The sequence below is a fragment of the Bradyrhizobium sp. LB14.3 genome (genome assembly GCF_040547985.1).
Lineage (GTDB): Bacteria > Pseudomonadota > Alphaproteobacteria > Rhizobiales > Xanthobacteraceae > Bradyrhizobium.
Map to the genome: position 1 here is coordinate 30901 of NZ_JBEPQT010000020.1, position 10369 is coordinate 41269.

The 10369-nt window shown below is 64.5% G+C and carries 11 protein-coding genes; 7 read left to right on the plus strand and 4 right to left on the minus strand.

The features are described from left to right. Positions 1-6: 6 nt before the first annotated feature. From kdgD to ABIB00_RS28465, 5 genes are all read left to right on the plus strand, one after another. Positions 7-951: a 5-dehydro-4-deoxyglucarate dehydratase gene (kdgD, locus tag ABIB00_RS28445; RefSeq protein ID WP_247352035.1), complete on the plus strand. Its 945-nt coding sequence runs from the start codon at positions 7-9 to the stop codon at positions 949-951. Between the two features lie 29 nt (positions 952-980). Continuing rightward, complete coding sequence (gudD, locus tag ABIB00_RS28450; RefSeq protein ID WP_354052844.1) at positions 981-2324, plus strand: glucarate dehydratase; 1344 nt, start codon at positions 981-983, stop codon at positions 2322-2324. A 76-nt stretch (positions 2325-2400) separates the two neighbouring features. Next, positions 2401-3849, plus strand: a complete 1449-nt coding sequence (locus ABIB00_RS28455) for an aldehyde dehydrogenase family protein (protein WP_247352039.1) — start codon at positions 2401-2403, stop codon at positions 3847-3849. 16 nt (positions 3850-3865) lie between these two features. Continuing rightward, positions 3866-5407, plus strand: a complete 1542-nt coding sequence (gene garD / locus ABIB00_RS28460) for a galactarate dehydratase (protein WP_354106631.1) — start codon at positions 3866-3868, stop codon at positions 5405-5407. Between the two features lie 43 nt (positions 5408-5450). Beyond that, entirely contained in the window at positions 5451-6656 is a 1206-nt protein-coding gene (locus tag ABIB00_RS28465; RefSeq protein ID WP_354106632.1) for a mandelate racemase/muconate lactonizing enzyme family protein, read from the plus strand. A gap of 69 nt (positions 6657-6725) precedes the next feature. Here the strand turns inward: ABIB00_RS28465 and ABIB00_RS28470 are convergent, their stop codons facing one another. Both ABIB00_RS28470 and ABIB00_RS28475 read right to left on the minus strand, forming a co-directional pair. Beyond that, positions 6726-7328: a DUF2147 domain-containing protein gene (locus ABIB00_RS28470; RefSeq protein ID WP_247352043.1), complete on the minus strand. Its 603-nt coding sequence runs from the start codon at positions 7326-7328 to the stop codon at positions 6726-6728. A 123-nt stretch (positions 7329-7451) separates the two neighbouring features. After that, complete coding sequence (locus ABIB00_RS28475; protein WP_247446374.1) at positions 7452-8480, minus strand: NAD(P)/FAD-dependent oxidoreductase; 1029 nt, start codon at positions 8478-8480, stop codon at positions 7452-7454. A 183-nt stretch (positions 8481-8663) separates the two neighbouring features. Between ABIB00_RS28475 and ABIB00_RS28480 the strand changes: the two genes are divergently transcribed. Further along, positions 8664-9131 carry an acyl-CoA thioesterase gene (locus tag ABIB00_RS28480; protein WP_247352047.1) on the plus strand — a complete coding sequence of 156 codons (468 nt, stop codon included), beginning with the start codon at positions 8664-8666 and terminating at the stop codon, positions 9129-9131. A gap of 13 nt (positions 9132-9144) precedes the next feature. Here ABIB00_RS28480 and ABIB00_RS28485 read toward each other — a convergent pair whose 3' ends face one another. Together ABIB00_RS28485 and ABIB00_RS28490 are read right to left on the minus strand one after the other, a co-directional pair. Beyond that, positions 9145-9465 (minus strand): 2Fe-2S iron-sulfur cluster-binding protein, encoded by a 321-nt coding sequence (locus ABIB00_RS28485; protein ID WP_045008721.1) that lies wholly within the window; start codon positions 9463-9465, stop codon positions 9145-9147. A gap of 164 nt (positions 9466-9629) precedes the next feature. Further along, the gene (locus tag ABIB00_RS28490; RefSeq protein WP_247446372.1) at positions 9630-10004 is read right to left on the minus strand and encodes an Hpt domain-containing protein; all 375 of its coding nucleotides are present in this window, start codon (positions 10002-10004) and stop codon (positions 9630-9632) included. Here ABIB00_RS28490 and ABIB00_RS28495 point away from each other — a divergent pair. Next, entirely contained in the window at positions 10003-10257 is a 255-nt protein-coding gene (locus ABIB00_RS28495; protein WP_354106633.1) for a hypothetical protein, read from the plus strand. The genes ABIB00_RS28490 and ABIB00_RS28495 overlap by 2 nt on opposite strands. Positions 10258-10369: the final 112 nt, after the last annotated feature.

The following is a 10369-nucleotide window of genomic DNA, read 5'->3' on the forward strand; positions in this document are numbered from 1 at the left end:
GCGCCCATGAGCAAGATGACCCCGCAGGAAATGGCCCAGAAGATCGGATCCGGCCTCCTGTCTTTCCCCGTCACACCGTTCAAGGCGGATTACTCCTTCGACGAGACGACCTACCGCGCCAACATGGACTGGCTGTGCGGCTATGACGTTGCCGGCCTGTTCGCCGCCGGCGGCACCGGCGAGTTCTTCTCGCTGACGGCGGCAGAGGTTCCGCATATCGTCAAGATCGCCGTGGACGAGACCAAGGGCCGCGTGCCCGTGCTCGCCGGCACCGGCTACGGCACCGCCACCGCCCGCGAGATCGCGATCGGCGCCGAGAAGGCCGGCGCCGACGGCCTGCTACTGCTGCCGCCCTATCTCACCCATGCCGAGCAGGACGGCCTCGCTGCCCATGTCGAAGCGATCTGCGCCTCCGTGAAGATCGGCGTCATCGTCTACAACCGCGACAACGCGATCCTTCAGCCCGATACGCTCGCTCGCCTTGCCGAGCGCTGCCCGAACCTCGTCGGCTACAAGGACGGCATCGGCGACATCGAGCTGATGACCCGCGTCTACACCAAGCTCGGCGATCGCCTCACCTATATCGGGGGCCTGCCGACCGCGGAGACGTTCGCGCTGCCCTATCTCGACATGGGCGTGACGACCTACTCCTCCGCCGTGTTCAACTTCGTTCCGGAATTCGCCACCAACTTCTACGCCGCCGTGCGCAAGCGCGACCATGCGACGATCCACGCCGGGCTGAAGGATTTCATCCTGCCGCTGATCGCGATCCGCAACCGCAAGAAGGGCTATGCGGTCTCGATCATCAAGGCCGGCATGAAGGTGATCGGCCGCGATTCCGGTCCGGTCCGCCCGCCGCTCACCGACCTCTCCGAGCAGGAGATCGCAGAAGTGGCCGCGCTGGTGAAGAACCTGCCCGCCATTCGATCGTCACAACAGGCGGCAGAATAACGATAGAACACAACAGGGAGGAGCGTGCGATGGCCCAGACTGAAATCTCGGGTGCACCGGTCGTCACGGCGATGCAAGTGATCCCGGTCGCGGGCCGTGACAGCATGCTCCTCAATCTGAGCGGCGCGCACGCGCCGTTCTTCACCCGCAACATCGTCATCCTCACCGACAATGCCGGTCACACCGGCCTCGGCGAGGTGCCGGGCGGGCAGAAGATCTGGCAGACGCTGCAGGACGCCCGTGATCTCGTGATCGGCAAGACCGTCGGCGCGATGAACAACATCCTCGCCGATATCAGGACGGCCTTCGCCGATCGCGATTCCGGCGGCCGCGGCAAGCAGACTTTTGATCTCCGGGTCATGATCCACGCCGTCACGGCCGTGGAGTCCGCGCTGCTCGATTTGCTCGGGCAGCATCTCGACCTGCCGGTCGCAGCCCTGCTCGGCGAGGGCCAGCAGCGCAACAGCGTCGAGACGCTCGGCTATCTCTTCTTCGTCGGCGACATCGGCAAGAGCAAACTCGCCTACGTCAAGGGCGAGACCGGCAAGGCCGAATGGTTCAACCTCCGCCATCAGCAGGCGATGACGCCGGAAACCGTGGTGCGGCTCGCGGAAGCCACCCACGACCATTACGGCTTCGCCGATTTCAAGCTGAAGGGCGGCGTGCTGCGCGGCGAGCAGGAGATCGAAGCCGTCACCGCGATCGCCAGGCGCTTTCCGAACGCGCGCGTGACGCTCGATCCCAACGGCGCATGGTCGCTCGACGAGGCTGTCAGCCTCTGCAAGGACATGCACGGCATCCTCGCCTATGCCGAAGACCCCTGCGGCGCGGAAAGCGGCTTCTCCGGCCGTGAGATCATGGCCGAGTTCCGCCGTGCAACTGGCCTGCCGACCGCGACCAACATGATCGCAACCGACTGGCGGCAGCTCTCTCATGCGTTGCGGCTGGGCGCGGTGGACATTCCGCTGGCCGATCCCCATTTCTGGACCATGCAAGGCTCGGTGCGCGTGGCCCAGACCTGCCGCGACAACGGCCTGACCTGGGGCTCGCACTCCAACAACCATTTCGACATCTCGCTCGCCATGTTCACCCATGTCGGCGCCGCCGCCCCCGGCAAGGTCACCGCGATCGACACCCACTGGATCTGGCAGGACGGCCAGGCGCTGACCAAGGAGCCGCTCCAGATCAAGGGCGGCAAGATCGCCGTACCTGACAGGCCGGGCCTGGGTATCGAAATCGACAGGGCCGCCATCGACGCAGCGCATGACCTCTACAAGCAGCATGGACTCGGCGCCCGCGATGACGCTATTGCCATGCAGGACCTGATCCCCGGCTGGACCTTCGACGACAAGCGTCCCTGCCTCGTGCGTTAAGAATTCAGGCATGATCCCGGAAAAGTGGACACCGGTTTTCCGATAAGGATCATGCTTCTCAAATAAGGAGGACAACATGACTGCGATCCTGAAGAACTTCATCGGCGGCGAATGGGTCGATGGCTCCGCCGTCACCAGGAACATCAACCCCTCCAACACCAACGACGTCGTCGGCGAATACGCCAAGGCCGACAAGGCGCAGACCGAGAAGGCCGTCGCCGCCGCCAAGGCCGCCTTCCCCGCCTGGGCGCAGTCGACGCCGCAGGTGCGCTATGACGCGCTGAACAAGATCTCTCTCGAGATCATCGCCCGCAAAGAAGAACTCGGCCGCCTGCTCGCCCGCGAGGAAGGCAAGACCCTGCCCGAGGGTATCGGCGAGGTCGCGCGCGCCGGCCAGATTTTTGCGTTCTTCGCCGGCGAAGCGCTGCGCCTGATCGGCGAGAAGGGCGCCTCGGTGCGGCCCGGCATCGACGTCGAGCTCACCCGTGAGCCGGTCGGAGTCGTCGGCATGATCACGCCCTGGAATTTCCCGATCGCGATCCCCGCCTGGAAGATCGCGCCGGCGCTCTGCTACGGCAACACCGTCGTGTTCAAGCCGGCCGAGCTGGTGCCGGGCTCGGCGCATGCGCTGTCCGAGATCATCACCCGTTCCGGCATTCCCGCCGGCGTGTTCAACCTCGTGATCGGCTCCGGCTCGGTGGTCGGCCAGACCCTGCTCGAGCACCCGGATGTCGCCGCGATCTCCTTCACCGGCTCGGTGCAGACGGGGCGCAAGATCGCGCAGGCCTGCGTGCTCTCGAACCCGATGAAGAAGTTCCAGCTCGAGATGGGCGGCAAGAACCCGCTGGTCGTGCTCGACGACGCCGATCTCAAGACCGCCGTCGAGGTCGCCGTCAACGGCGCCTATTTCTCGACCGGCCAGCGCTGCACTGCTTCGTCTCGCCTGATCGTCACCGAAGGCATCCATGACCGCTTCGTCGCCGCAATGGCCGAGCGCCTGAAGGGCCTGTCGGTGGACGACGCGCTCAAGGCCGGCGTGCATATCGGCCCCGTGGTCGACCAGAGCCAACTCGACCAGGACCTGCGCTACATCAAGATCGGCCAGGACGAGGGCGCCAAGCTCGCTTGGGGCGGCGAGCTGCTCAAGCGCGAGACGCCCGGCCACTACCTGCAGCCGGCGCTGTTCACCGAAGCCAACAACAACATGCGCATCGCGCGCGAAGAGATCTTCGGGCCGGTGGCTACCGTCATTCGCGCCAAGAACTACGAAGAGGCGCTGGCGATCTCCAACGACACCGAGTTCGGCCTCGCTTCCGGCATCTGTACCTCCAGCCTGAAATACGCCTCGCACTACAAGCGCAACAGCGAGTCCGGCATGGTGATGGTCAATCTGCCGACCGCCGGCGTCGACTATCACGTGCCGTTCGGCGGCCGGAAGGGTTCGAGCTACGGTGCCCGCGAGCAGGGCTCCTATGCCCGCGAGTTCTACACGACGGTGAAGACCGCCTATACGTATCCCGGCTAACCACGGGGAATATCAAATGGACCAGGACGTCGCAGCGAAAGAGCAGCCGCGCTACATCAAGCTCCACGAGCGCGACAATGTCGCGATCGTGGTCAATGATTTCGGGCTTCCCGCCGGCTCCCGCTTTGCCTGCGGGCTGACGCTGCGCGCCTTCGTGCCGCAAGGACACAAGACGGCCCTGGTCGACATTGCACAGGGTCAGCCGATCATCCGCTACGGCGAGGTGATCGGCCACGCGCTCTCGCCGATCCTGGCCGGCGAATGGGTGGACGAGGCGCGCATCCGCATGCCGGAGGCCCCTGCCCTCGACAAGCTCGAAATCTCGACCGCCGTGCCCGCGCCGCTGCCGCCGCTCGAAGGTTTTACCTTCGAGGGCTTTCGCAACTCGGACGGTTCGGTCGGCACCAAGAACATCCTCGGCATCTCCTCCTCCGTGCAATGCGTCAAGGGCACGATGGAATATGCCGTCAAGCGCATCCGCGCCGAACTGCTGCCGAAATATCCGAACGTCGACGACGTCGTGCCGCTGACGCATGCCTATGGCTGCGGCGTCGCCATCACCGCGCCCGACGCCGTGATTCCGATCCGCACGCTGCAAAACATCGCGCAGAACCCGAACTTCGGCGGCGAGATCCTGGTCATCAGCCTCGGCTGCGAGAAGCTCGCGCCCGAGCGGCTGGTGCCGGAAGGCGTCAGCAACGCCATCGTGCGCATGCAGGACGAAGCCTTCGACGGTTTTGGCGCGATCGTCGACGCGATCATGACCCAGGCCGAAGCCCGCCTGAAAATCCTCAACAAGCGCACCCGCGAGACCTGCCCGGCCGCCGATCTCGTCATCGGCCTGCAATGCGGCGGCAGTGATGCCTTCTCCGGCGTCACCGCGAACCCGGCCGTCGGCTTCGCCGCGGACCTGCTGGTGCGCGCCGGCGCCACCGTGATGTTCTCCGAAGTCACCGAAGTGCGCGACGCGATCCAGTTGCTCACCCGACGCGCCATCAACGAAGACGTCGGCCGCGCCCTGGTGCGCGAGATGGCCTGGTACGATTCCTATCTGGCCCGCGGCGGCGCCGATCGCAGCGCCAACACCACGCCTGGCAACAAGAAGGGCGGGCTTGCCAACATCGTCGAGAAGTCATTGGGCTCGATCGTCAAGTCCGGATCAAGCGCCATCACCGGCGTGCTCTCGCCCGGCGAGAAGGCAACGCAGAAGGGCATGCTGTTCGCGGCGACCCCTGCGTCCGACTTCATCTGCGGCACGCTGCAGCTCGCCTCCGGCATGACGCTGCAAGTGTTCACCACCGGCCGCGGCACGCCTTACGGCCTTGCGGCGGCGCCCGTGATCAAGGTCGCGACCCGCAGCGAGCTTGCGCGCCGCTGGAAGGACCTGATCGATTTCGATGCCGGCGGCATCGCCACCGGCGAGAAGACCATCGAGGAAACCGGCTGGGACCTGTTCCGCTTGATCCTCGACGTCGCCAGCGGCCGCACGCAACCCTGGTCGGATCGCTGGGGCATCCACAACGATCTCACGCTGTTCAATCCGGCGCCGGTGACCTGAGCGTCGCGCGTAGACACTGACCGAAAATCAAGAGGACGTCTCAATGTCCCGCATCACGACCTTGCGCACCATTCGCATCGAGGAACGGCCGAACCTGATCTGGGTCGAAATCGAAACGGACGAAGGGCTCACCGGCCTCGGCGAGAGCTTTCGAGGGGCGCAGGCCGTTGAAGCTGCCGTGCATGAGCTCGCAGCACCGCTGGTGCTCGGCCAGGATTCCCGCCGCATCGAAGCCGTATCGCGTCAGTTGCTGACGCCGTATCTCGGCTTCCACAGCGTCAGCGCCGAGGTGCGCGCCGCCAGCGCCATCGACATCGCGTTGTGGGACCTTAAGGGCCAGCGCCACGGCATTCCCGTGCACGAGGCGCTCGGCGGCGCGAGCCGACTCGAAATCCGCGCCTACAACACTTGCGCCGGCTACGCCTACAATACGAAGAGCGCCAGGCGCCGCGAGATCGGTGCGGACGACGCCGCGCTCGGCCCCTATGACGATCAGATCGCCTTCATGCGCGACGCTGGAGCGCTCGCCGAAAGCCTTTTGAGCGAAGGCTATGGCGCCATGAAGATCTGGCCATTCGACCCCTTTGCCGCCAATGGCGGCCATTCGATTTCCCTGATCGACCTCAAGACCGGTCTCGAACCGTTCCGGAAGATCCGCGCCGCCGTCGGCGAACGCATCGAGATCATGTGCGAGCTGCACAGCCTGTGGGGCGCGCAGACCGCCGAGCGCATCTGCCGCGCGCTCGAAGATTACGGCGTGTTCTGGGTCGAGGATCCCCTCGGCAAGATGGACGATGTGCAGGGCCTTGCCGACCTCAGACGGCGCGTGAAAACGCCGATCTGCGGCAGCGAAACGCTGGCGGGCGCGGCAAGCTTCCGCAATCTGCTTGCAGCCGACGCCATCGACGTGGTGATGCTCGACATCGCCTGGTGTGGCGGATTGACCGAGGCGCGCAAAATCGCCGCGCTGGCCGAAGCCTACAACAAGCCGCTCGCGCCGCACGATTGCACCGGCCCGGTCGCGCTGATGGCGGGGCTGCATCTGGCGCTGCATGCGCCGACCGCGATCTTCCAGGAGGTCGTGCGCGCGACGCTCTCGACCTGGTATCGCGATCTCGTCACCGCTCTTCCGACCGTGAACAACGGCATCGTGTCTGCGCCGCGTGCGCCCGGCCTCGGGCTTGCGCTCAATCCGGACGTGCGCCGCCGCGCGGACGTAGTGGTGCGAGAGTCCATTTTCGGCGCGTAGGGCACGACCGACGCGTCACCGCGCGACAACTCCCGCGGGGAATGACAGCGGAGCTAAGCGGGGAACGTCCTACTGCTTCGGCGCGGGCGCCATCATCGCGCCGCCCTTCTTCGCCGCGGGCGCGGGCACGGGCTTGGTCGCGGCGGTCGCTTGCGCCGGGAGATATTTCGCGACGATGGCGGGGTCGACCTGGGCAATGTTGGCGTCGGGCAGACGCGTCCAGGTCTCGTCCTTGCCGAACAGGGAGATGCCGAGGAAGCCGCGCATCGTCAGCGTCTGGCCATCAGGGCTGACCGTCATCTTGGCCTTCCAGACGTTGCCGTCGCGCGGATTGACCACGTTGCCGCCGTCGTACTTCAAGCCGTCGCGCTTCATGTCGCGGATGAAGGAGAGCCCGAGCACCGGCGCGTTCTTGCGATCGTCCGTGCATTTCGCGCAGATCTCGTTCGGATCGTCGCCGGGCCGCGGAAAGGTTTTTGCGATCACGCCTTCGAACACACCGCTGTGGTCGATGAAGAGAAACCATCCCACCGTCTTGCCGTCTTCGACCTTCTGCCAAAGACCCGCGGCGGTTGGCTGCTGGACTTGCGCCGCAGCCGGGCTCACCGCACCGAGCGACATCGCGAGCGCGAGGAGCGAGAACAGCCGAAAGCTGGAAAAGAGATTCCGCATTATCATCACCTTGCTAAGCCAATCGGCCTTGCTGAGCCGTCACTCCAATGGCCGCAGACTACGGCGATTTCGCGAACGGTTCCAGCACCAGAAACATGGGCACCGCCTCCCCGCTCGCCGCCGTCAGTTGACACCGAGCTTCTTTTGCAGGCTGGAGGACGAAGTCGTGTACTGGAACACGAGCCGCTTCTCCGGATAGACATAGCGATGGGCTTTTTGCGACATCAGCGCGCCCTCGTGGAAACCGCACAGGATCAGCTTGAGCTTGCCGGGATAGGTGTTGATGTCGCCGATCGCGAAGATGCCGCGCACATTTGTCTCGAACGCGGACGTCTCGACCGGCACCAGATTGTTCTCCAGCGAGATGCCCCAGTTCGCGACCGGACCGAGTTTCATGGTCAGCCCGAAGAACGGCAGCATGGTGTCGCAGGCAATATCGGTCACATTGTTGTCGTTGCCCTTGATCGTGGCACCGGTCAGCTTGCCCTCGTTGCCTGACAGCGCGGTGACCTGGCCGAGCCGCAGATCCATCTTGCCGCCAGCGACCAGCGCGCGCATCTGCTCGACGCTGTGGGGGGCGGCGCGAAAATCGTCGCGACGGTGCAGCAGCGTGATGCGGTTGGCAATCGGATGCAGATTGAGCGTCCAGTCGAGCGCGGAATCGCCGCCGCCGACGATCAGCACGTTCTTGTCGCGGAACGTCTCCATCTTGCGCACAGCGTAGTGCACCGAGCTTCCTTCATAGGCTTCGATCCCCGGCACCGGCGGACGCTTGGGCTGGAACGAGCCGCCGCCGGCAGCGATCACCAGCACCTTGCATTCGAACACCTTGCCGGCGTCGGTGGTGCAGCGAAACAGGGGATCGCCGATCTTCTCCACGGTCTCGATCATCTCGCCAAGATGGAAGGTCGGATGGAACGGCTTGATCTGCTCCATCAGCGCCTCGGTGAGACCCTGGCCCGAAACCTGCGGAATGCCGGGAATGTCGTAGATCGGCTTTTCCGGATAGAGTTCGGCGCACTGGCCGCCGACCTTGTCGAGGATGTCGACGAAATGCGCCTTCATGTCGAGAAGGCCAAGCTCGAAGGCGGCGAACAGACCGCAGGGGCCGGCGCCAATAATCAGCACATCGGTTTTGATCACATCGCTCATGTCGTCTCTTTTATCGGTCGTTATCGGTGGGCCGGCGCCCGGCGGGCAGAGGTGACCCTGCCTGTCTAGCCAACGGGGATGGATCAGGGAAGGCATAAAAGCGGGAGCGCCCCGCAGCCGCGCCCACTTGCCGGGTCAGGATAACTGGGCTGTAACGAGCAACGATATGACGGAGATCAATCGGTGAACGCACCACGCCGCCTCGATACGACGCCGCGCCTGGAGGACTACCCTTTTCGCCTCAGCGACAATGTCCGCTTCGGTGATCTCGATCCCAACCAGCACGTCAACAACGCGGTCTACGCCACCTATTTCGAGACCGGCCGTGTCACGCTGATGAAGCTTCCGGAATACGGCCTGACGCCGCCGGGACTTGCCTGGATCATGGTGCGGCTCGACATGCATTTTCGCGCCGAGTTGCACTGGCCGAATACGATCGAGCTCGGCCTCGGCGTGGTGAAGCTCGGGCGGACATCGGTGACCTTCGAGCAGGTCGTGTTTTCGAACGGGAAATGTATTGCGTCTGCGACGTCAGTCGGCGTCATGCTCGACGAGACGACGCGACGGCCGGCACCGCTGACCTCAGAAGTGCTCGAGAAGCTCAGACCCTGGCACAAGCGCGGCATTGAGGTCGCGCCGCCGAGCACATGATAGCTACGGAGAGTTAGGCCTGGCGTTCCGGCGTCGCCACGACCAGGCCGTCGAGTTCGTCGGAGACCTTGATCTGGCAGGACAGGCGCGAGTTCGGGCGCACGTCGAAGCCGAAGTCGAGCATGTCCTCTTCCATCGGTGTCGGGCTGCCGACCTTCTCGCGCCAGGCTTCGTCGACATAGACATGGCAGGTGGCGCAGGCGCAGGCGCCACCGCATTCAGCCTCGATGCCGGGAATGCTGTTGCGGATGGCGGCTTCCATCACGGTCGCGCCGTTCTCGACGTCCACCGTACGGGTTTCGCCCTTGTGATCGACAAAGTGAATTTTGGCCATGTGTGCTCGTACTGCCGCGATCTTGGGAATGAAGGAGGGTCCGGGCTGTCCTATAACGGGTCGGTCAGCCCGGCGCCATAGCGTTTTGATAAGACGTTAATCCCGCTTCGCGGCAAGAAAACCCGTCAAAACAAAAGACTAGGGCACGGGTCGGCCCTGTTGTCCTAAGGCTTCAGGATCGTCTCGATGGCGGCGCGAGCCTCGGTCACCGCCTCTTTCAGCGCGGCGAAGGCGTGGGGCCGGCCCTGGCCGGTCCGGATCGCGGTCTCGAGGCTGGCGGCGGCATCCGCCACCGCAAAAGCGCCGATCCCGCGCGCCGAGCCCTTGAGCTTGTGGGCGAGTGCGCCGGCATCACTCGGCAGCGCTGCCATAGCCGCAATCAGGCGGACCGCCTGCTCGGCAAACATCGCCAGCACTTCCTGTTCCAGCTCAACGTCGCCGAGCGTCATGCGGGAGAGGTGATCGAGGTCGAGCAGGTTGTCGATGGGTGCAAGCGGGGGCGAGGGCATCCAGTCCATCCGTTGCAGTTCAGGCATCATGGCGCAGGCCCCGGCATCGCGCGATGTCCGCCGGTTCGGCGGTCAGGTTCCCTCCACCGAAGCATGGAAATGGTTAACGAAGTGTTCCGGCTGTTTTGCGCAAATCCGCCTGTTTATTGACGAAAAGTTGCCGCAATCCGGCGAGTCCGGTGGAGAATTTCATGTATTGCTAAGGCGTTACGGCGCGATCCTGTTAACGATGATTAAGAATGTCTTAATCGCAGCCATTTCATTCGCGACGCTCTGCCAATAGGATGTTTTGGAAATTGGCGGACAAGCCGTCCGGGTGGGGACGGCTCGGAAATCCGCGCAAGCGGCATGATCCGGACTGTGGGCTTGCGTAGCGCGCAGAGCTCGCGGAGGGA

Coding starts and splice junctions, on each gene's coding strand:
- kdgD (WP_247352035.1), top strand. CDS start 7: ATGAGCAAGATGACCCCGCAGGAAATGGCCCAGAAGATCGGATCCGGC.
- gudD (WP_354052844.1), top strand. CDS start 981: ATGGCCCAGACTGAAATCTCGGGTGCACCGGTCGTCACGGCGATGCAA.
- ABIB00_RS28455 (WP_247352039.1), top strand. CDS start 2,401: ATGACTGCGATCCTGAAGAACTTCATCGGCGGCGAATGGGTCGATGGC.
- garD (WP_354106631.1), top strand. CDS start 3,866: ATGGACCAGGACGTCGCAGCGAAAGAGCAGCCGCGCTACATCAAGCTC.
- ABIB00_RS28465 (WP_354106632.1), top strand. CDS start 5,451: ATGTCCCGCATCACGACCTTGCGCACCATTCGCATCGAGGAACGGCCG.
- ABIB00_RS28470 (WP_247352043.1), bottom strand. CDS start 7,328: ATGCGGAATCTCTTTTCCAGCTTTCGGCTGTTCTCGCTCCTCGCGCTC.
- ABIB00_RS28475 (WP_247446374.1), bottom strand. CDS start 8,480: ATGAGCGATGTGATCAAAACCGATGTGCTGATTATTGGCGCCGGCCCC.
- ABIB00_RS28485 (WP_045008721.1), bottom strand. CDS start 9,465: ATGGCCAAAATTCACTTTGTCGATCACAAGGGCGAAACCCGTACGGTG.
- ABIB00_RS28495 (WP_354106633.1), top strand. CDS start 10,003: ATGGCGCAGGCCCCGGCATCGCGCGATGTCCGCCGGTTCGGCGGTCAG.
- ABIB00_RS28490 (WP_247446372.1), bottom strand. CDS start 10,004: ATGATGCCTGAACTGCAACGGATGGACTGGATGCCCTCGCCCCCGCTT.